14 protein-coding genes are annotated in these 22,577 nt (G+C 41.6%); 8 read left to right on the top strand and 6 right to left on the bottom strand.

Annotated features, from left to right (window positions below):
- The first annotated feature begins 82 nt into the window (after positions 1-82).
- Positions 83-1,930 (top strand): translational GTPase TypA, encoded by a 1,848-nt coding sequence (typA, locus tag AC21OG_RS02795; RefSeq protein WP_487377249.1) that lies wholly within the window; start codon positions 83-85, stop codon positions 1,928-1,930.
- Positions 1,931-2,463: 533 nt separating this feature from the next.
- A complete protein-coding gene (gene mscL / locus AC21OG_RS02790) occupies positions 2,464-2,892 on the top strand; it encodes a large conductance mechanosensitive channel protein MscL (protein ID WP_487377250.1) in 429 nt (142 codons plus the stop codon).
- 291 nt (positions 2,893-3,183) lie between these two features.
- On the opposite strand, the gene mutM is transcribed toward mscL, so the two are convergent.
- The 5 genes from mutM to cysM form a co-directional block, all read right to left on the bottom strand.
- Entirely contained in the window at positions 3,184-4,086 is a 903-nt protein-coding gene (gene mutM, locus AC21OG_RS02785; protein ID WP_487377251.1) for a bifunctional DNA-formamidopyrimidine glycosylase/DNA-(apurinic or apyrimidinic site) lyase, read from the bottom strand.
- A gap of 2 nt (positions 4,087-4,088) precedes the next feature.
- Positions 4,089-6,716, bottom strand: coding sequence for a RelA/SpoT family protein (locus AC21OG_RS02780; RefSeq protein WP_487377252.1), 2,628 nt, complete (start codon positions 6,714-6,716; stop codon positions 4,089-4,091).
- 272 nt (positions 6,717-6,988) lie between these two features.
- Entirely contained in the window at positions 6,989-8,563 is a 1,575-nt protein-coding gene (rlmD, locus tag AC21OG_RS02775) for a 23S rRNA (uracil(1939)-C(5))-methyltransferase RlmD (protein WP_487377253.1), read from the bottom strand.
- Positions 8,564-8,803: 240 nt separating this feature from the next.
- Positions 8,804-9,610: a 3'-5' exonuclease gene (locus AC21OG_RS02770; protein WP_487377254.1), complete on the bottom strand. Its 807-nt coding sequence runs from the start codon at positions 9,608-9,610 to the stop codon at positions 8,804-8,806.
- 131 nt (positions 9,611-9,741) lie between these two features.
- Complete coding sequence (cysM, locus tag AC21OG_RS02765; protein WP_487377255.1) at positions 9,742-10,686, bottom strand: cysteine synthase CysM; 945 nt, start codon at positions 10,684-10,686, stop codon at positions 9,742-9,744.
- A 271-nt stretch (positions 10,687-10,957) separates the two neighbouring features.
- Here cysM and AC21OG_RS02760 point away from each other — a divergent pair, with 271 nt between their 5' ends.
- From AC21OG_RS02760 to AC21OG_RS02750, 3 genes are all read left to right on the top strand, one after another.
- Positions 10,958-14,533, top strand: coding sequence for a histidine kinase dimerization/phospho-acceptor domain-containing protein (locus tag AC21OG_RS02760; RefSeq protein WP_487377256.1), 3,576 nt, complete (start codon positions 10,958-10,960; stop codon positions 14,531-14,533).
- 145 nt (positions 14,534-14,678) lie between these two features.
- Positions 14,679-15,494: a crotonase/enoyl-CoA hydratase family protein gene (locus tag AC21OG_RS02755; RefSeq protein ID WP_487377258.1), complete on the top strand. Its 816-nt coding sequence runs from the start codon at positions 14,679-14,681 to the stop codon at positions 15,492-15,494.
- Positions 15,495-15,728: 234 nt separating this feature from the next.
- Positions 15,729-16,958 (top strand): multidrug effflux MFS transporter, encoded by a 1,230-nt coding sequence (locus AC21OG_RS02750; RefSeq protein ID WP_486546066.1) that lies wholly within the window; start codon positions 15,729-15,731, stop codon positions 16,956-16,958.
- Positions 16,959-17,108: 150 nt separating this feature from the next.
- On the opposite strand, the gene AC21OG_RS02745 is transcribed toward AC21OG_RS02750, so the two are convergent.
- Positions 17,109-17,597: a DUF2799 domain-containing protein gene (locus AC21OG_RS02745; RefSeq protein WP_487377259.1), complete on the bottom strand. Its 489-nt coding sequence runs from the start codon at positions 17,595-17,597 to the stop codon at positions 17,109-17,111.
- 191 nt (positions 17,598-17,788) lie between these two features.
- Here AC21OG_RS02745 and AC21OG_RS02740 point away from each other — a divergent pair, with 191 nt between their 5' ends.
- The 3 genes from AC21OG_RS02740 to topA all read left to right on the top strand — a co-directional run bounded on the left by AC21OG_RS02740 (position 17,789) and on the right by topA (position 22,351).
- Complete coding sequence (locus tag AC21OG_RS02740; RefSeq protein WP_487377260.1) at positions 17,789-18,553, top strand: ParA family protein; 765 nt, start codon at positions 17,789-17,791, stop codon at positions 18,551-18,553.
- Between the two features lie 194 nt (positions 18,554-18,747).
- Positions 18,748-19,494: a hypothetical protein gene (locus AC21OG_RS02735; protein ID WP_487377261.1), complete on the top strand. Its 747-nt coding sequence runs from the start codon at positions 18,748-18,750 to the stop codon at positions 19,492-19,494.
- Positions 19,495-19,696: 202 nt separating this feature from the next.
- Complete coding sequence (gene topA, locus AC21OG_RS02730) at positions 19,697-22,351, top strand: type I DNA topoisomerase (RefSeq protein ID WP_487377262.1); 2,655 nt, start codon at positions 19,697-19,699, stop codon at positions 22,349-22,351.
- Positions 22,352-22,577: the final 226 nt, after the last annotated feature.

The following is a 22,577-nucleotide window of genomic DNA, read 5'->3' as shown; positions in this document are numbered from 1 at the left end:
TAGTGTCATATAATAATGCTATACTGCAGTCCAGAAAATTAGGTTACTAATTATTACCCGTATAAAATTGAGTCTTTAAAATATGTCTAACGAAATAAAAAACTTACGTAATATTGCTATCATCGCTCACGTAGATCATGGTAAAACCACCTTAGTTGATAAATTATTACATCAGTCTGGTACGTTTGATGACCGTGCAAATATTGCCGAACGCGCAATGGATTCTGGCGCTATTGAGCAAGAACGTGGTATTACTATTCTTGCAAAAAATACTGCTATTAAATGGCAGCACCCTGATCGTGATATCGAATACCGAATAAATATTGTAGACACCCCAGGTCACGCCGATTTTGGCGGTGAAGTTGAGCGTGTGATGTCGATGGTTGACTGTGTATTATTAGTGGTAGACGCGGTCGATGGACCAATGCCACAAACTCGCTTTGTTACTCAAAAGGCGTTTGAACAAGGTCTTAAACCGATTGTCGTTATTAATAAAATTGACCGTCCTGGTTCACGTCCTGACTGGGTAATGGATCAAATTTTTGATTTATTTGATAATTTAGGTGCAACGGATGAGCAGCTTGATTTCCCTGTTGTATATGCCTCAGCGTTAAATGGTGTTGCTGGACTGGATGCAGATAATCTAGCAGATAACATGGTGCCGTTGTTTGAGACAATTGTTGATGTAGTAGAGCCGCCACAAGTAGATGCTGACGCTCCTTTCCGTATGCAAATCTCAAGCCTTGACTATAATAATTTCGTTGGGGTTATTGGTATTGGTCGTATTGAGCGTGGTCGTATTTCTACCAATACACCCGTTACAGTAATTGATAAAGAAGGTAAAACTCGCAACGGTCGTATCCTTAAGATCATGGGTTATCATGGATTAGATCGTATTGAAGTAGAAGAAGCTCAAGCTGGTGATATTGTTTGTATTACGGGTATAGATGCCTTAAATATTTCAGATACTATTTGTGATCCTAATAACGTAGAAGCATTACCACCATTGACTGTCGATGAACCGACAGTGTCAATGACGTTCCAAGTCAACAACTCTCCTTTTGCCGGTCGTGAAGGCAAGTTCGTAACTTCGCGAAATATTCGTGAGCGTTTAGAGCGTGAATTGATTCATAACGTTGCGTTACGCGTAGAAGATACGGACTCTGCTGAGAAATTTAAAGTTTCAGGACGTGGTGAGCTTCATCTATCCGTCTTAATTGAAAACATGCGTCGTGAAGGATTTGAGCTTGCAGTATCTCGTCCAGAAGTTATCGTTAAAGAGGTGGATGGTAAACTTCAAGAGCCTTATGAAAATGTTATCTTTGATGTGGAAGAAGAACATCAAGGCTCAATTATGGAACAAGTCGGCTTGCGTAAAGGTGAGATGACGGATATGCAGCTTGATGGTAAAGGTCGTATGCGTATCGAAGCGACCATGCCAGCACGTGGCCTCATTGGTTTCCGTTCTGAGTTCCTAACACTAACTTCAGGATCTGGTATTTTAACGTCTAGCTTCTCGCATTATGGTCCACAAAAGATTGGTGAAGTTGGCGGTCGTACGAATGGTGTATTAGTATCAATGGCAAACGGTGTTTGTCTTGGCTACGCCTTATTTAACTTACAAAAACGTGGTAAGTTATTTGCTGAGCCACAGCTTGAAGTGTATGAAGGGATGATTGTTGGTCTTAATTCACGCAGTGATGACATGGTGGTAAACCCAACAACCGCTAAACAATTAACGAACGTCCGTGCTAGCGGTACTGATGAAGCCTTAACTTTAGTGCCTGCTGTTAAGTTCACTTTAGAGCAAGCTCTAGAGTTCATTGAAGATGATGAACTGGTTGAAGTCACACCAAAGTCGATTCGTCTACGCAAACGCTATTTGACAGAAAGCGAACGTAAACGTCATGGCCGTAAAAAAGAAAAATAACTAACTTCTTTAACATTTTTGTAATGTAGTTTCGTTAAGTTATTGTTTAAATTAACGTTAAAGTTAATAGTCATTTTAAAAGGTTAACATATAATTATCATGTTAACCTTTTTTTGAGTGACTTTATAAAAAAATAGTGTATATTATGTACTTTTATTTCATTAAGTATAATGAAATTTTAAGCAATAGGTATCAGTAGTATTCGTTTATAAGGCTATGAGTAAAATTATCCCTTTTCTTTAAAACATCCCTTCTTTGTTAGGCGCACTGAACCTACTATTTGTAGTGTTTGATTCAATGTGTTTGGATTCGCCATGCTTGATAGGTTAAGTTTTAAATTGGTATTAGTTTTATGGTTGATCTATATACGGATGTCTGTTCGATATTAAATAATCCCTTTTCTGTAAAATAAGCTATTTTTGTCAGGCTCACTGAACCCTCTATTTTTAGCATTTAAATTATAGTGTTTGGACTTGCCTTCCTCGATAGGTTAATTTATAGATTTGGCATAACATTTATATAGGAGTGATATCATGAGTATGATGTCAGAGTTTAAAGAGTTTGCTTTAAAAGGCAATGTGATGGATTTAGCGGTTGGTGTTATCATTGGTGGCGCATTTGCTACTATTACCACCTCGCTTGTTGAAGATATTATCATGCCTATCGTTGCCGCTATTTTCGGCGGTGAAATTAACTTCAAGAATATGTTCATGGTCTTAGGAGATATTCCTGAAGGTGTCGCACAAAATTACGATGCTTTAAAAGCGGCGGGCGTTCCTATACTAGCGTATGGTAACTTTATTACTGTCTTAATAAACTTCTTAATCTTAGCCTTTATTATCTTTATGCTTGTTAAGGGCATGAATAATTTACGTCGTAACAATGAAGCTGAAGAAGGTGTTGAAGAGCCTACAGATGAAGTTTTATTATTACGTGAGATTAGCAATAAGCTAAGTAAGTAATTAATTATTTTATTATTTAATTATTTAATGAGTATAGCCAGTTATATTTTCCGGCCTCAACTATAGTCGGCGAACTTATAAAGAGTCACGGCGTTAACCTCGTTAAGCCTACTCAAGTAGTACTTGCACTCGGTTGCCTTGTGACTACTTTAAAGTTCTTTGACTATATAGTGATGAGTATGGAATATAACGAAGAGTAAGCTAATTGAAAGCATTAAAAAAGAGGGTAACGACAGTTAGCCTCTTTTTTTATTCACATTTAATTTTATAGTAAAGCTAGGTTTGGGATTATTATTCAGTCGCATCAAGTTGGCAGGCAGGACAGTACGTACTTGCCCGGCCGTTTATAGTAACTTTCTCAATCTGCGTACCACATGTAGGGCATGGCTCCTTATATTTTCCATAAACTAAGAGGGTTTGTTGAAAATAACCTGTCGTACCACTAGCCACCGTAAAGTCACGTAATGTAGAGCCGCCCTGTTGAATCGCCCGTAGAAGTATCGCTTTAATATGATCGACTAACGTACGTAGTTGTTTTTTACTTAAACTATTTGCGGGAGTAATCGGATGAATACCAGATAAAAATAAACTTTCAGTGGCATAAATATTTCCCACCCCGACCACAAACTCTTGATCCATAATGACCGACTTAATAGGACGTGAAACAGATTTGAGAGCGGGTTTGTTATTTTTATTTTTAAGCTTATTTTCTGAGACTCTATGTATTTTGTGATACAAGTAATCTCCAGAAAAAGTCTCGGTAAGAGGCTCTTCACCTAAGTGGTTAAATAATTTATCTGCATAGTCAGCATACCAAAGTATCGCACCAAAGCGCCGTGGGTCATGATAGTGCAGCTGGATAGATTGACTGCTATTTTTATCGGACAAGTACTCAATAATCAAATGATCATGCTTACGCTTGGAAGTTCCAATAGGGAACTGTTGAAGGCTACCTGACATACCAAGATGAATGATGAGTGACTTAACATCCTCAGTTTCAGGCTGTCTAAACGTTAATATGAGATATTTAGCCCGTCTTTTAACGTCAGTTAAGACGTAACCCTTCAAAGAGTTAATGTCATCTGGGACTGGCCAACGCAATTTCGGCTGAAATACATTGACCTTTTGGACTCGACGATTTAATAAAGGTTTGAGACTGGTCTTGGTTGTTTCTACTTCGGGTAGTTCTGGCATAATTAGACAGCTCTTCTCGCATGTATTACACCTGGCTGCTGCTCTAGCTTAGCCAGTAGCTTAGATAACTGAGATAACCCTGTCACCTCTAAACGAAACTTTAGATGTGCTACGTTATCATCATCACTATTGGTATCGACACCGCGAATATTGACATCTTCTTTGTCTATAACTTGGGTTAAATCGCGTAGCAATCCTCTTCTATCATAAGATTCGATTATTATTTCAACTGGCTGATAACTGGCGCGCTGTGATATCCAAGATGCTGAGATTTGACGCTCAGGTTCACGTTCTATCAATCGGGCATATTCAGCGCAGCCTCGATTGTGAATAGATACGCCACTGCTTTGCGTAATAAACCCAGCGATAGGCTCACCGTAGACGGGCTGACAACAGTTTGCGAAACGAGTTTCAATGTTGTCAAGCCCATCAATATGAACTTTTAGAGCCTCTACCCTGTCTGTAGATTTGTGATGGACGATTGGAACGTGCTCTTGCTCTTCTTTATCGGTAACGAGATCAAGCTCACGAGAGATGTGTCCAGTTAATTGGTGAATACCAATATCACCCGTCACAAGACCCACTAAAATATCATCAGGACTATTTACATTAAAGTGTTTCACGTAGTCTTTGAGACTGATGCTATTGGGATGAACGGCCAAACGAGTCAACTCTTTAGCGAGCATCTGCTTCCCAATCTCTAGGTTCTTATCGCGATCTTGTTTATTGAACCATTGACGTAATTTAGAGCGTGCTCGAGAAGTTTGAATATAGCCTAAAGAAGGAACGAGCCAATCACGATTGGGTTCGCGAGAAGATTTGGTAATGATTTCAACTTGCTCACCTGTTTTAAGTTGATAGGTAAGTGGCACATAGCGCTGATTGACCCTTGCTGCTTGCGCGCGATTACCAACTTGGGTATGAACGTAGTAGGCAAAATCAAGAACCGTAGCCCCTTTGGGTAACTCAGTGATATCGCCATCACGGCTGAAAATATAGATGTGCTCAAGTTCACCAAAGTCGACCAATTGTTCCTCTTCATCAAGCTCTTGATCAAAGCCATCAACCAATCCAGTCGCCACTAAGTTTTTATTCGTTGTATCGCTACCTGTGAGGAGTAACTGACGTAAAGAGCTGATTTTTTGGTTCAAATAAGCATCTTGTTTATTCTTACCACCTTCTTTGTAATTGACATGGGCACACATACCCAGCTCAGCTTCAAAGTGCATTTGATGGGTACGAATTTGAATTTCTAAGGATTTATTTTCTGCAATAACAGCCGTGTGTAAAGATCGATAGCCGTTAGATTTTGGATTGGTTATATAATCATCAAACTGTTCAGGAATATGTCGCCATAAGCCATGAACGAGACCTAACGTGTGATAACATTCTGGTTGAGTATCGACCAATACCCTTAAAGCACGAATATCATAAAGTTGATCAAAAGACAGGCCTTTGAGTTTCATTTTACGATAAATAGAATAGATATGCTTGACGCGTCCAGATACCTCGCCTTTAATACCGGCCTCTTTTAAGCATGCTTCGAGCTGGGCACGGACACGCTCTATATACTCTTCGCGCTCGCTTCTTTTTTCAGACAACAGCTTAGCAATTTCTTTATAACGATCCGGCGCCAAATAGCGGAATGCCAGATCTTCTAATTCCCATTTTATCTGGGCAATACCCAAGCGGTGTGCAAGCGGCGCATAAATCGTCATGACCTCACGAGCCACGCGTTTCCTACGCTCCTCGCTGGCATAAGACAGCTCACGCATAGCAAAGGTACGTTCTGCAAGCTTGATGAGCACCACACGCACATCGTTGGTCATAGAGATTAGCATGCTGTAGATGTTGGACAGCTGCTCGCGCTGATTATTCACAAAATGATCTTCTAGTCGCTTATTACTTTCGATCGTTTCAGAAAGCTGTCCCATTGCTAGAGCGTCTTTAACAAGAGTAGCTACTTCTTCACCAAAAACGTCATGAATACGGTCATGAGGAATAAGATTAGTTCGAGCAGCACGGTAAAGCATTGCGGCGGTTAAGGCGTCTTCATCTTGATAGAGATAGGTTAAGATATCTGCCATACCAATACCGGTCATAAACGCACTTGAGCGGCTCCCTTCTTCATCCGAGCTTGACTTAGTGCCGATTAGATCACATGCTTTAGCTAAATCAGGTAAGTCAGGTAGATTAACTCGATTAGCAACAGCTTTTAACCAGGCGGGTAGGTCGATAAGGGTATTATCGGCTAGGGCAGTATTGTTCTCATCGGTATTAGATGAGTATTTGTTATCTGATTCATTATGATTAAGATGAAGAGACGAGGTTAAGCCGTCTGATCCCAGCTTACTTTCAGAAAAAGTTAACGTATCAAGTTGAACTTTTTCAACTAAAGACACATCGTTAAGAGGTAAGAATTCTGCCTGTATCGAGCGATCCATTGCTGTGGTCAGCTTTGTGGTCGCTAACTGTTTTTTTAAATCTGCATTAAGCATTCCAAAAGAGACACGGGCAGGATTATAGTAGCCATGTTGCTGTTGAGCAATCATCTGCGCTGCTAAGGAGGCACTATCTTCAGTTGTTGTTTGACCATCGATAAGTGGCAACCCTTCACGAACTTTTACCACGTTTTCCTCCCTTAACCTGTATTGAATCTATTAAGAAGCTGCAGGTAATTCAATCACAGTGTTATTATAATAACTAAACTCTGTATTAGTATTATCTTTTCAATAAAATTTATGTCAATATAATATCTGTGAACAGTTGTAAACTATAGCTTTTGCTGACTTAAGTTCTCTTATTACATAAATAATACTAAGAAGTTGGTTATCTTGATAATATTTAAAAAAAATCCCTAAAGTCTCATAGAGTGAATCACTGCTCTAATCATCAAGTCATACTAAATGGTTTCGATTTTTTCAAAACGGGCTATAGATTCAACATGACCAGTATGGCAGAACATATCCATAACTCCCGCATCTGTTAATCGATAACCTTGCTCAATAAGCGCCTTAGTATCACGTGCTAATGTGGCAGGATTGCAAGACACATATACAATGCGTTTGGCATCAAAGCGAGGCAAATACTGCATAACCTCCCAAGCCCCTGAGCGTGGGGGGTCAATCAAAATTGCATCAAACCCTTGTTGTGCCCATGGCTGATCACTAAAGTCTTGCGTCAAGTCTTGATTATAAAACTCGGTATTGGAAATGCCGTTACGCTTGGCATTGTCAGCGGCGCGAGCTGTCATAGCATCAGAACCTTCAACCCCAATAGCCAGACCTTGCGTACCATCTTCTCCGCCGACAAGACGAGCTAAAGGCAAGCTGAAGTTGCCTAAACCACTGAACAAATCTAGAACACGTTCACCAGCCTTAAGGTCAAGCAAATCACATGCCAATTTAGTCATTTTACGGTTAACAGATAGATTAACCTGGGTAAAGTCGGTCGGAATAAACTCATAGGTCAAACCAAATTCTGGCAGTTGATAGTACAGTCGACCAAACTGCTCGCTGATATCGTCCCCCTCATGTAATGCAATACGCTTAATGCTGTCAGGACCTTTCGACTGTAAATATAGCTGCCAATGACGCGCTTTAAAAAATTCTTTTAGTTTGTCAATATCATCGTCAGAGAGTGGCTCAAGATGGCGTAATATTAGGGCAACTGGCTGATCTCCATCTGCAAGATGAGGTAGTAATTCGCCCATAGCCAACTCAATCTGAGCAATATGTGAACGCGCCTCTAGAGAACTTATCAATTGTTTTAAGTTTTCAAGTTCAAAACCAATACGCTCATCTAAAATATGACATTCATTTAGCTCGGCTAAGAAGTTACTATTTCGCTCACGAAAGCCCACTAACGCTGTTTCTTTTTTGGCAACATAACGTACTCCCATTCGGGCTTTGGTTCGATATCCTAGGCGATCCGCTACCACAGGTTCAAGCCAGTTCTCAGGTTGCACATTGGCTTGATGCTCTAGCAGCTCTGCAAGTACGGTTTGCTTAAAAGCAATTTGACCTTCAGGTTGCCAATGCTGCAAGCTACAGCCCCCACAAGTTCCGAAATGTGGGCAGGGAGGGGTTTGACGCTCCGGATGCGCATTGGCAATAAGCTCAACGGCGTCCCCTTCCTCGAAGCTTTTACGACTGTTAGTTAGACGGACATTCACGGACTCATTAGGGAGTGCAAAGCTAACAAAGACTTTTTTACCATGTTTGTCCTCATTGTGACCTTCGTCAACGCCAAACTCATTGCCATACACAGCCACACCACGTCCATCATGAGACAGACCATCAATCTTAAATGCTATTGGCGGCGTATCTTTTAAGCGGCGACGTACACGTGAGCTAGGTTTAGACAGCTTTTTACTTGGTGCGGTGGCTAAAGAGGTATGATTATCTTTGCCATTAGCGTTGCTATTAGCTTTAGTAGGTTCACTATTATTGTGTGAAACGTTATCGGTGGGCTGCATAAACCTGCCTATTTATTTAAGATGTTAATAAAGGTGCTGATGAAAGGTCTAAAAAATGAGGTATAAGTCATAAGGTATAGGTCATAAGGTATAGGTCATGAGATATAAGTTTGGGTATGGATTTTAACACATAAACCCTTGTCTCGAATTGCGAGTATGTCATACCCTTATTCTTATGACAGTGTGATAGGTAAGACTTGCTAAAATAATAACAGTATAAGAGTTAAGTGTTTAAAGACTCTAATGCCAACACTCCAAAAACTCTTGATGGCGCACACTGCCATCTTTTTCAAGTTTGGACAGTAAAAAGCGTCGAGTCTCTGTTTGCCACATATCAAAGTTTTCAGTAGTTAATGTGCCGATCAAGCGTAGCCAGCGTAAATAAATAAGCCACGTATTGATGACATCAGACTCGCAGTAGCGGGTTAAATCTTGCCACTGTTTCTGAGCCACCATATCTGCAACATCACTTCCATCAACGTCCATTTTCCCTGGCAGCCCATAGAGGCTGGCGACAATAGTCATGGCTTCACGACGACTGGCGCCATATTGACTAAATCTATCCATCAAATCAAGGTGACGGTCTTGGAATCGGTTGACGTAATTGTTATAACGCATGTTGTTAATTCGACTCCCTTCTTCAAATAGTAAAGGAACGCTTACATCATATTGCATAGCCCGATAAATAAGCACAGGGATATCAAAGCCAGAACCATTCCAACTGACGATCTGAGGCAGGTGCTCTAAGTCTTTAAATGCGCGGAAAAAGGTCGCTATTATTTCTTTTTCGCTCATTGTTTCGTTGGATAATGAAAACAGTGAGAACTGTCCATCCTTGATATAAAATACTGAGATACAGACGATGCGCTGTAAGGGTAGACGCATGAAGTCATGTCCGGCTTCTTGTACCCGCAAGCTGGTTAAGGCAGTTAGGGTGTCATCATCGTTAAGCTTTGCAAGTTGCGGATACACCCGTCGGGCGCCTTCAATATCGGGCACGGTTTCAATATCAAAAACCATAACAGGCGTACTAGAAAAATCGGTCATAGCGTATCTACTGAGTCTGATAAGAATTATACTAAAGTTTTTATACTAAGCTCATTGTACTAAGTTCATTGTACTGAGCACATTATATTAAGGTGCTGAACTTAAGGTAATGAGTTACATTGTGTTTAAGATTACTCAGCAGTAAACAGACCCGTCGATAAATAACGGTCACCACGATCACAGACAATAAATGCGATAATAGCATCAGATTGGCTCTCAGAGATCTCTTTGGCAATCTGAATGGCTGCCCAAGTTGCTGCGCCAGAGGATACGCCAGCCAATATACCTTCGGTTCGCGCCAGTTTACGCATATACACTTCGGCGGTATGTTGGTTAATATCTATCACTCGGTCGATGACGCTGGCATCGTATATTTCTGGTCTATATGCTTCAGGCCAGCGGCGAATACCCGCAATAGAGGACTCATCATCCGGTTGTAAGCCAATGACTTGAATGTCTGGATTTTGCTCTTTTAGATATTTACCAGTCCCTGAAATCGTACCCGTGGTACCCATTGAGCTCACAAAGTGGGTAATACGTCCCCCGGTTTGACGCCATATTTCAGGGCCAGTTGTGGCGTAATGAGCAGCGGAGTTGTCCGGATTTGAAAATTGGTTGAGCACCAGACCTTTTCCTTCGGCTTGCATTTGTAAAGCAAGATCACGGGCGTCTTCAATACCTCCTTCAACCTCAATTAAAGTTGCGCCATAGGCTGCCATAGCGTCCTTACGTTCTTGAGTAGACTTAGCGGGCATGATCAAAATCATTTTATAGTCGCGCATGGCAGCAACCATCGCCAATGCAATACCTGTATTGCCACTAGTTGCCTCAATTAGGGTATCACCTGGTTTAATATCGCCCCTTTTTTCAGCTTGCAAAACCATATTAAAAGCAGGACGATCTTTAACTGAGCTTGCCGGATTATTGCCTTCAATTTTGGCCAGCACTTGGACTTGGTTACTAACGCCTTCAAGCTGAGGCAAGCGTTGTAAAGAGACAAGCGGCGTATTGCCAACGCAATCAGATAACGTGGTGACTTGATCAATAAAGTTGACGGAGTGTGTTGAATTTGACATAGGAGTTTCTCAGTACATCTATTGGTAAATTTTAGCCAAAGTGTGTTGTATGATTCTAAAGGTTAAGTTATAAAGGTTAGGAATTATAACATTTTGAACAGCAACTGGTTATCTGCAATACGTTGAAAACCTGTTACACTCAATGACAATGTAGATTAATGGAATAACACATTAATTGAATGAGAGGTTAATAGTTCGTGACCTTGTCATTTTATCCAAGTTTTGTGAATCGATACTTAAGATTATTTACCTCAAAAGAAGTTTATAAACGATGAGAAAAAGAACACTCGTTTTTAACAGTGCTTATGCGCAATTAATACTATTGGTATTTTTACCGATCGTATTGCTGGCAGCTGTGGGCGCCTATTTAGTAGAGAAAGAGTCCAGTAAGTCCATCGAGTCTGAGCAGCGTACCTTAGCGACAGCAGCTTTGATACGCTATGAGCCAATGGTAAAGCAGCTACTGCCGGTTATCTTAACTGATCCAACTGTATTGGAGGCTAAGCGTAAAGACACAAATACGTCTGCATCCGAAGAAACGCCTATAAAAACGCCCATAATTTCAAACACAACCCCCTCAAGACATCGCGACGCCTCTGTAGAAGATGTGGCCGATATGATCACTACGGGCAATCTCATCAATACTGAAGTCTTAGTGGATAAACCCATCATTGAAGAGCAACTACAGTCTTTAGATGATGTACAAAAGCGCATCAGCTATATTTTGTCTTCTATGAATAATAGCCAGCATATTCAACGAGTGGCTATCTTGGATGAGCAAGGAAAGGTTCTGGCCTCGTCTGGGGGGCAGACGGCTATGCCATGGATAGAGATGAACATTCACCAAATGGATGAAGAACAAGGTTTTATCTCGGGAATACCGACTAGTGAAGGGACCGCCTATGGTCACTTGCTGGGTGAGTATCAAGGTATTAATTATTGGCTATTTGTCGATATGGATAATGAACCCTTAACCATTTCTCGCTTAAAAGTATGGTTGGGCTTGGGTGTCACAGGTTTATTTACCTTACTCGTGCTACTGCTTAGTCTAAATATTTATGCGAAGCGCTGGATTGCGCCAATCTATGATTTGCGACTGCATTTACAGCAAATTAACCCTGAGAATATGTATTTGCCTGTGAATACCGACTCAAGTGGAGAGCTTAATCAACTGCAACAAGACTTGGTAAAGACACTGCGCCGATTATACAGCGAGTTTCAAGAGCTTAAAGACTATTCTGATCAAACAGAAGAAGATTTACGCGATGCCTTCGATGAAATGGAAATGCAAAATATTTTTATTCGAGAGGCCCGTGATCAAGCCATATCTAGTAGCCAAGCCAAATCTGCCTTTTTAGCCAATATTAGTCATGAGCTGCGGACACCGCTAAACAGTATAGATGGCTTTATCAACTTGTTGGCACGTCATGGCGATCTAACAGCGGAACAGGACTTATACGTCCAAACCATACGTAAATCATCGGCGCATCTTTTGGCATTGGTCAATGATGTCTTGGACTTTTCTAAAATTGAAGCCGGTAAGTTGGTGCTGGATAAGCATGAGTTTAACTTGTATTCTGCCATCTACGATGTGATGGATATGTTGTCACCCTTGGCTGCCGAAAAAGGGCTGCGGATGGCAGTACTGTACTATAACGATGTGCCTGATACGATCATTGGCGATGCGCTACGAGTCAAACAAGTTCTTACCAATCTGGTCGGAAATGCCATCAAATTCACCGATGTCGGCGAGGTAGTAGTCCGAGTGGGCATTGATGAGGTTGATGACAGCCCTGTGACTCAACAGAATGTCAATAACAGAGCTGAAATCACATCAATAGATATGATTCATATTGCTATTCAGGACACGGGGCAAGGCATATCTGAAAAAGCCAAAACTCAATTATTTGAAAGCTTTAGTCAAGGTGATCCGTCCATTACTCGCCAATATGGTGGCACAGGTTTGGGGCTTGTGATTTGTAAACAACTCACTCGATTGATGGGCGGGAAAATTGGCTTTTATGACAATGAGAATAGTAACTCTAATGGTCAGCTTGTCTTATCAGAGTCAGCAATACAAAACCCTACCGTCAATAAAACATCCGTAAGATCAGGGGTTACCTTTTGGTTTACGATACCATCGCATGTTGAAGTGGATGCGTCCTCTGATACTGAATTTGGTAGCAATTTTGAGTCAATGGATAATGACGATCCTATGCAGTTGCCAATTTTGCGTCCTTTTGCAAAGTCACAGAATGACGATGATAAACCCTTTGATATGCTGGTATGGATAAACCATGCAGCAAGTATGCAGGTATTTCAGGCAGCAGTCAGGCCCTTAGGTATTACAGTCACTATGGTACGCTCTTTAGCAGGAGCACTTGAAAAGCTTAAAGAAGAAGGCAATCGGTGGGACTGGGTGGTCATTGATAGTGGCGAGAGTGATGCGCATGAAGACAAGGTAGCGCTGCTTAAACAAATACGCTTACACTATCAAGGAAAGCTTGCGGTTTATGGTTATCAGGTTGCTTTAGATACCAATCTACTACAGCGCTATAAAGCCATTGGCTTATACCAACCACTGGATAAACGCCAGCTTTATCGAATGCTAGATACCCGAACGACCAATGTCTCGACCATGGTAGCACCGCCAACGTGGCAAGGAGTGACTATATTAGCCGTTGACGATCATCTTCCCAATCTTTTGGTGTTAGATGCGTTACTAAGTGAGCTTGGTATTAAAGTTATTACAGCGGGGAGTGGTTATGATGCTGTGGATATTATCAGTAAACAATTAATGCTCCAGAGTGCTGATAATGACGAAACTGAAGGGGTTGATGGGCAATGGGTAGATGAACAAGGTGTCGATGAACAGGGCGAGGCTGACAAACAAGTTAACGTAGCGTTTGATACAAACGTGGTTGCATCGACAAGTGACGTTAAGCATAAAGACAAAAATAAGGTCAACAAAGATGAGACAATTGACTTAATCTTTATGGATGTACAAATGCCGCGCATGTCCGGCGATGAAGCTGCTAAGAAAATTCGTCAGCTAGAAGCAGATGCCAATAAATATCAAGACGCCTATAAAAAAATACCTATTATAGCGCTAACGGCTCATGGTCTAGCAGATGGCAAAGATAAGCTCATTGCCGCTGGTATCGATGATTATGTTGGAAAACCTATTAGTCGACCGCAGCTGTTGCAGATTTTGCAGCGTTGGCTTGGGCGTGGGGGTGATGCACCTGTTGCCTTAATGAGGGATTATAATGAGTCTCAAAAACAGTTTACGACAGAGGACTTTAACACCTCAAGCCAGTCGTCTACCAGTCTGAGACTGCTCGACGCGAATTCCGATAATGCTAATAATGACAATATTGCTAATATTGCTAATAATAATGAAAATGACGTTAAAGAGGACAATATACCCATAGTAGATTGGCGAGATGCCCTTGTACGCTCAGCAAACAAGCCAGAGCTTGCCAAACAGCTTCTACACATGATGCAGCATTCAGTTCCAGATGAAATAAAAGCGCTAGAGCATGCATGGGAAGCACGAGATCGAGAACAATTAGCACAAGTCGCTCATCGAGTACTAGGGGCGAGTCGTTATTCGGGTGTTCCCCAAATCCGTGAAGCCAGTCAAAATCTTGAGGACAAGTGTTTGCTCAATGTTCAACACACGACACCGAGCCAATTTAGTATGTTAGAAGAGCATTATATGGCGTTAATTTCAAGCTTACAATCTCTGGAGTCTCTCGATTTAGAGGCTCATATTTCAGAGCAAAAAAAGTCACTAGAAGAGGGTATGCTAAGCGAAAACGATATGACTTGGAAAATGATTTAGTCCCTATTATTGATAGTAAAGTCATGCTTTCGATATGAACACTGCCATTATAAACACCACCATTACAAACACTGTCATTCACACGTTTTAAAATGATGTTAATACATTTTTAAACTCTATAAAAATAATATATAGCGAGGCTTTTATGTCAGCAGTCCTAACAAAAACCTATCAACTGCTTGAACTAAATGAGCACAACAATATTCTAACAATAACTCTAAATCGTCCTAATAAAAAAAATGCCATGAGCTTTTTGATGATGAGAGAGCTGATAGAGGTCGCTAGTCATCTCAAAAAAGACAGAGAAATACAGGCGGTTATTATTAGGGGAGCAGGGGATGTGTTCTGTGCGGGTATAGACTTGGGAGATTTAAATAATCCTAAAAATGCGGTTATGGGCGTGGTTGAACTGTTAAAACCAACGCAAAGTATATTCCAGCGCGTATGTTTGATCTGGCGCAAGGTGCCCATGCCAGTGATTGCTGTCACCCACGGATATTGCATTGGTGCTGGTATGCAACTTGCGCTGGCGTGTGATTTTCGGATTACCGATTCTAATTGCCAGTTCTCGATTATGGAGACCAAGTGGGGTCTGGTGCCTGATATGGGCTTAACCCAGTCCGCCTTACAGCTAATACCAGTGGATACGCTCAAAGAGTTGACCATGACGGCACGGTTAGTTAAGGCAGAGGAAGCTAAACAGTTAGGGTTAGTGAGCCATGTCGATGACCAACCTTATGAGCGTGCTCAGTCATTGGCGCAGGAAATCGCCAGTCGTTCGCCAGATGCTGTACTAGCAAGCAAGCGGGTGATAAATCGTATGACCCAACAAAATGCTTGTGCGTTATATTTTGAAAAAATATGGCAACTGAAACTAATGGCAGGTGGCAAGAACCGTAAACAGGCTATTAAAAAAGCGAAAGACAGCAGTGTTGAGTTTTTAAAACGGCAGTTTAAATAAGGGAAGCATTAAGATCTGCTGATAAGTTAATAAGGTGGTGGCATGTTTATATAGTAGGACACCTTCCAATTACTAGAAAACTTATAATAACAGAACCTTATATAAACAGAACCCTAAATAAACTCATGTTAGAATCCGTAGTATCTAACTGGGTATTTTGTTTTATTTAACCTGTAATTGAGTCTTTAGTTATATTTAGCCTTTTAGCCTACTTTATTAGGTCAACGTATTTTTATGTCAAATAATAATATGCACCACTCATCTCCTAAAATGCCCACCGCATGGATTATGATGCTGGGTCTGATTGTTGCCATCGGTCCGCTATCCATTGATATGTATTTACCTGCCATACCTACTATGGCAGATGATTTTGGTATCAGTACGGCAGCAATGTCAAACTCAGTACCTGCTTATTTTGTCGGTTTGGTATTTGGTCAACTGGTCTATGGGCCATTAAGCGATAGGATTGGTCGTGTCAAGCCCTTATATTTTGGTATGATCGTCTACGTTATTGCTTCAATCATATGTGCCACGACTCAAAACGAGTATATTTTATTTGCGGCCCGCACCCTGCAAGCGTTAGGCGCTTGTGTGGGAGCAGTGGTAACCCGCGCGGCCATTCGAGACGTCTTGCCGCCCAAACAAATGGCAAAGGCCTTCTCAATTATGGTATTGGTCATGGGATTGGCCCCTATCTTAGCGCCGTCTTTAGGTGCCGCTTTCTTACATTTTTTTAGCTGGCACGCTATTTTCTGGTTTTTGGCGGGGTTCGCTGTCCTAAATTTAGTATTGACGAAGTTCTTTTTTAAAGAAACGTTGACCGATGAAAACCGTAGTCACCGACCCTTTAATACCATCATTAGCCAATATATAGACCTTTTAAAAGATCCCTCATTTGGCTATCCGGCTATAGGTGCAGGCTTATTAATGGGGTCAATGTTTGTTTATATTAGTGCTGCTCCTGAGCTATTAATGGACGGTTATGGTTTAAGCGAAAGTCAATTTAGTATTGTGTTTGGCACAAACGCGGCAGGATTTATTGGTCTGACTCAGTTAAACCAGTATTTAACCAACCGATATCGGCTGATATCCCTATTACGCTTTGGTGCAGCGATGCAAGCTATATCGGCAATTTGTTTGTTATTGTTAGGCGTGATTTATGGTGCTGACGCCTACTTACCTTTTGTGCTTGCTTGCATTTTCTTTTGTATTGCAGGATTAGGATTGACCCAACCGAATGCTTCTGCGATTGCATTGGCATTTCAAAAGCATCGCGCTGGTATGGCGAGTGCGTTGCAAGGGTCATTAATGTTTTGCGTCGGTATATTTGGCGGGGTGCTGCTTAATCTTTTTCCTGTAAACCCAGTTTTTAAGCTAGGAGCCACTATGGCGATATTGATGTGTTTGGGTACACTGTTGGTTTATCGAGTCGATAAGGATTTAAATCTTGATCATGCCACCTAACGGCTTAATACTTAGTATTTAATACAATGGTATTAACAAAACGGCTGAGTCTGAAAATGCTGAGTTTTAAAATGTTGAGTCTGAAAATGCTCAATCTGCTAATAAGGTTGAGCGATAAATATTAGCTGACTTTCAGACTATCAGACTGTATTACCATCTGCGCGGCCAAAAAGGGGAGTGCCAGTATCGTGGACCATATCCATAGTGACCATATCCCCAAGGATACGGAGTGCTAAGATAGTCTAAATCACGTTGACGTAAATAGTAAAAGCGCCCCTGATTGTAAGCTTCTTCAAGCTTCTCAATACCTTCTATGGGGCAGACGGGTTGCCAAGCAAAGCCTTCTCTACCAAGCTTATAGGCATTGAGCTCAGTACAAAACTCTTTTAATCCCTCTTGCCGACCTGCTTCCCAAAGCTCACGGTTTGGCGTGTTACCAGTAAGTGGTGCACAATTATCAACATGAGTACCAAAGTAGGCGCCAGAGCGTCCAACTGTGCCATCAGCATAGCCTATATCTTTCCAATTAGCGGCTTGGCATTGTTCAGGGGTTAATGATGGAGTAGTGACACACCCTGAGAGCATCAGCATACTGACAGATAGGATACTACTGGCAAAAGTGAACGGTAACAATCTCATGGCTTGCTCCTACTATTTAATACAGGGTAGTATTGATTGTACAATAGTGAAATAGCGGCTTTATCTAGGGTTTAGACTCTATTTTAATGTTTTATAAAACGATAAGACAGATATTTATATTAAATTTATTGGGTTATGATATCTAAACTGGTAAATTATTGATTTTAATGACAACTTTGTAGGCGATAGACATGAAAACAGTATTAATAGCAAATCAAAAAGGGGGCTGTGGTAAAAGTTCAGTAGCGATCACACTGGCTTCAGCTTTAGCGAATCAAGGTCAAACGGTAGCATTAGCCGATGCAGACCCACAGAAGTCAAGTTTGCGTTGGTTAAAGATTAGGCCTGATTCGGCGGCAAAAATCTACGCCGTCGACTGGCGTGATGAAGATGATATCGGAGATTTGCCAAAAAAAGCAGCAAAAAACTTAGGTAAAAAAGATTGGTTAATAATTGATGCACCCGGCTCAGTGAGTGCCAAGCGTGCTGAATCTTTAATCAGTGAGGCAAAAGCGATTTTAATTCCTGTATTGCCATCTATATTCGATGCTGATAGCACCAAACAGTTTTTAAACTCTATTCAAGATATCAAGCGCATTCGTAAAGGCAAAGTTGATATTCATTTGATTGCCAATCGCATTCGCCCCCAAAATAGCAACAATCAAACCTTACAAACTTTTTTTGAAGAAATAGGACAACAGCCTTTGGCTTGGTTGAGTGAAAGAAGCTTATATCCACAGCTTGCCGAAGAGGGACTTAGTATTTTTGATCACAGTCAAAAACGCTATCGAGATATACAAGCTCAATGGCAACCTATCATGGATGCATTAATGCCAAAAGTTGCTAGTAAGTATGAGGAAGTACTGGCAGATGCGACTATACCGGTGAGCTTAGAGAAGTTAGCCAACTCAAGCTCTGAGAAGACACCAGAAGATAGCTCAACTTGGTATGAGTAACTCGATAGTACACACTCAAAATGAAATCATGCACTCAAATTAATTATTAGCTGTAAAGAGCAACTATCAAAAAGTGGCTGTTAATAAGTAACTATCAAACAGTAGCTATAAAAAGTGGCTATGAATAGGCCTTAAAACCGACTACACTTATGCCGTTCTAATTTAACGTTTCAGTATTTAAGAATGGGATATATATGGGTATCTGGGTAGCAGTTGCGATAGGACTATTCGTTTTGGGCAGTATCACGGCTTTAAAGCCTAGTGGTATAGATGTGCGCTTAGATAAGCTTCGTATGTCAGCGCGCCGGCTAGAACTTAATCCTAAGCTCATTGCCTGTCCTAATTGGATTCGTGGTCGCAATAATGAATTTGGTAAGGGAATGATGGGTCAATATGCCTTGATAGTAGACGGTATGAAGTTGCCGGAAACGCGATATCAGGTTATTGATGGTCAACTAAGACCTCTTAACAATAATCAAGATGTCGGAGACAGAGATTCAAACCTCCGCAATTTAGATAATAGCAGTGTACATAACGCGAGTCTTAAAAGTGGTATCAATAATAGTAGCGAAAATAGCGAAACTCAAAACTTAAGTTATCTTGAGCAAGGGAAAACCCAAAAACTAAATATACCCAAAACTCAAAACCCTATTTATAACTCTACTTACACTAACGACACGCATGATAATACTGACTTAAACAGTAGGGTTAATTTTAATTTGGATCGTGAGCCCCTTAATTTACCTGAGACTATCGCGCCATTTGTTAAAGCAGTATACACAAAGGCCAATAGCTTGGTTGTCTTTTGGGATGACAGTAGTTATGTCAAACCCAATACCAATCCACATTACGATCAACGTCAGATAGAGCCTGACTTGCTGGCTTTAAAAACAAGAATGGCGGACTGGGCAGAAATAGTGGCTACAAAATCATCACATTAAGTGTGTAAAATTTTTAATATAGCTTGCCCGTCAAGGCAATAACTTGAAAAACTTGGTTGACAGCGCAACGTTAAGCAGTGTAAGTTCAAGACAACTCAAATATCAGGGTCTTGTAAATTGCACAGAATAAGCCCATATCAAGCTTAAATCATATTATTAAAAAAATATTTTATAAGAAAGTTAAATTAGGACTGTAATATCAATGGTAAAAACCACCAGTAAAAAAGCAACAAGCAGAGCCCCTGCCAGTGCCAAAGGTAAATCCCTGGTCATTGTGGAATCTCCTGCAAAAGCAAAAACGATTAATAAATATCTTGGCAATGATTTTATTGTCCGCTCAAGTATTGGTCATGTGCGAGATCTACCTACCAGTAGTGGTGCAAAGAAAAAAGCGACCAAAGCAGATGATACTTTGAGTAAAGAAGAAAAAGCGCAACAAGCCCTAGTTCGTAGAATGGGTATTGACCCTGAGCATGGTTGGAAAGCGGTGTATGAGGTGTTGCCCAGCAAAACCAAAGTGATTAAAGAGCTTAAGTCTCTAGCAAAAGATGCTGATAAGATCTATCTGGCAACGGATTTGGATAGAGAAGGGGAGGCCATTGCGTGGCACCTGCGGGAAGTTATCGGCGGCGATGACAGCAAATATCAACGGGTGGTATTTAACGAAATCACCAAAACTGCCATACAAAATGCGTTTAAACAACCCGGTAAGCTAGATATAGATCGAGTAAACGCCCAACAGGCGCGCCGCTTTCTGGACCGTGTAGTAGGCTTTATGGTCTCGCCACTGTTGTGGCAGAAAATAGCACGTGGTCTATCTGCAGGGCGAGTGCAGTCAGTAGCGACCCGTCTGGTAGTAGAGCGTGAACGTGAAATTCGTGCCTTTATCCCAGAAGAGTATTGGCAAATTTTCGCCGATACTACTATGAAGGGCAATGACAATGCTAAGGTTGCCAAGGACACCCCTATACGTCTAGAAGCCGTTAAGCAAAATGGCAAAGTCTTAAAGCTTGGCAATAAAGAGCAAACAGACGCTGTATTGGAGGTCTTAAAGCCTGCAAAATATGTGGTGAAAGAGCGTGAGGAAAAACCGACCCAGTCGAAGCCGGGTGCACCTTTCATCACCTCAACTCTGCAACAAGCGGCCAGTACGCGATTAGGCTTTCCCGTCAAAAAGACAATGATGCTGGCTCAGCGTTTATATGAAGCCGGGCATATCACTTATATGCGTACCGACTCAACCTTCTTGTCAGGGGATGCTTTGGCTAGTGTTCGCGGCTTTATTGAAGACAGTTATGGTAAGAAATATTTGCCAGAAAAGCCAAATTTTTACGGTAGTAAGCAAAATGCGCAAGAGGCGCATGAAGCCATTCGACCGACTAATGCCAACTTAAAGTCTACACAGCTAAAAGGGGTCGAGCGTGATGCCATCCGCTTGTATGAGCTGATTTGGCGCCAGTTTGTGGCGTGTCAGATGTTACCCGCCAAATATAAGTCGGTTAATCTTTTGGTAGAAGCTGGAAATGTCGAGCTAAAAGCCCGTGGTCGCACAATGACCTTTGATGGTTTTACCAAGGTTATGCCGCCCGCTAAAACAGATGAGACCTTATTACCCGATGTCAAAAAGGGAGATGAGCTTAACCTGATTAAACTGGATCCCAGTCAGCACTTTACTAAGCCACCCGCCCGCTTTACTGAGGCAAGCTTGGTTAAAGAGCTTGAGAAAAAAGGCATTGGTCGCCCTTCAACCTATGCATCGATTATCTCAACCATTCAAGATAGAGGCTATGTTAAATTAGAAAACAAACGCCTATACGCTGAGAAGATGGGCGATATCGTCACTGATCGATTGACAGAGAGCTTTCCTGACTTGATGGATTACACCTTCACCGCTGGGCTTGAAGGTGAATTGGATCATGTGGCTCAGGGCGATCAGGATTGGAAAGCGGTATTGGATGACTTCTACGGTGATTTTAAAGTCAAACTTGAGCATGCTAAAGATAAAGACGGCATGCGCCCAAATGATCCGACCGATGTGCCCGATGTACACTGTGATTTATGTGACAGACCGATGCAACTGCGTAATGGCTCCACGGGCGTCTTCTTAGGATGTACGGGCTATAACTTACCACCGAAAGAGCGCTGCAAAGGCACCAAAAATCTAATGCCCGTAGAAGCGTTTGCCAACTTAGATGACAGCGAGATAGATGATAGCGTTGAAGTCAAAGAGCTCATGGAGAAGAAGCGCTGCCCTAAATGCAGTACTGCAATGGATGGTTATATCGTCGATGGCGGCTTAAAGCTGCACATATGTGGTAATAATCCGGACTGTGACGGCTACTTGCTGGAAGAAGGCAAGTTTGAGGTACCAGGCTCGGATGCACCAACCATTGACTGTAATAAATGTGATGGTCAAATGGAACTAAAAACAGGTCGATTTGGTCCTTACTTTGCGTGTAATAAATGTGACAATACCCGCAAAGTTCTTAAAAACGGTGAGCCTGCACCGCCGCGCATGGATCCAATCGACATGCCAGAGCTTAAGTCAACTAAGCATGAGGATCATTTTATTTTGCGGGAAGGGGCGGCAGGATTGTTCTTAGCAGCGTCGAAGTTTCCTAAAGTTCGTGAAACGAGACCGCCAAAGCTTGCCGAATTACGAGCCATTAAAGATAAAATGGAAGATAAGTTTCAGTATTTGTTCAATGGTCCAGACGAAGATCCTGACGGCAACCCTACTATTCTACGCTGGTCACGTAAGCAAAAAGAGCAGTACATCGGCTCAGAGAGCTTAAAGACAGGAAAAGCAACGCGCTGGGGAGTCTACTGGCGCAATGGCGAGTGGGTAGAGCAGTAGGCCGAATTATTTAAGCCTTAGCATTTAATAGTAAAAAGCCCAACCTTTAAAAGGTTGGGCTTTTTGTGCTTACTATATTCTGGAGCTATTCCCGCTTTCACTTGTATCTGCCTCGTCAATGGCGTGCGGACTATCGTGGCTAGATAGGTTCCTGTTATCTCGATACCCTACCTATCCACAGTCCGCAACGCCATTGTTGTCAGCAGGATACCGCTGCAATCGGGGC

The sequence above is a fragment of the Psychrobacter sp. CX5 genome (assembly GCF_057621535.2).
The sequence above is the reverse complement of the archived record's forward strand: the minus strand, read 5'-3'. Positions and strand labels throughout refer to the sequence as shown.